At 51.6% G+C, this 512-nt stretch carries 1 rRNA gene; it reads left to right on the forward strand.

Annotated features, from left to right (window positions below):
* Window positions 1-512 (forward strand): 23S ribosomal RNA (locus tag ACMVDV_RS23305); the annotation flags it as partial.

The raw sequence follows: 512 nt of genomic DNA on the forward strand, positions 1-512 counted from the left end.
TAGTTGCAAGGTATAGACCCGAAACCCGGTGATCTAGCCATGGGCAGGTTGAAGGTTGAGTAACATCAACTGGAGGACCGAACCCACTAACGTTGAAAAGTTAGGGGATGACCTGTGGCTAGGAGTGAAAGGCTAATCAAACCGGGAGATAGCTGGTTCTCCCCGAAATCTATTTAGGTAGAGCCTCGGACGAATACTTACGGGGGTAGAGCACTGTTAAGGCTAGGGGGTCATCCCGACTTACCAACCCTTTGCAAACTCCGAATACCGTAAAGTACTATCCGGGAGACACACGGCGGGTGCTAACGTCCGTCGTGAAGAGGGAAACAACCCAGACCGCCAGCTAAGGTCCCAAAGTCATAGTTAAGTGGGAAACGATGTGGAAAGGCCCAGACAGCCAGGAGGTTGGCTTAGAAGCAGCCATCCTTTAAAGAAAGCGTAATAGCTCACTGGTCGAGTCGGTCTGCGCGGAAGATGTAACGGGGCTAAACTATGCACCGAAGCTGCGGATT

The sequence above is a fragment of the Pseudoalteromonas sp. ASV78 genome (assembly GCF_047806705.1).
Classification (GTDB): Bacteria; Pseudomonadota; Gammaproteobacteria; order Enterobacterales; family Alteromonadaceae; genus Pseudoalteromonas; species Pseudoalteromonas prydzensis_A.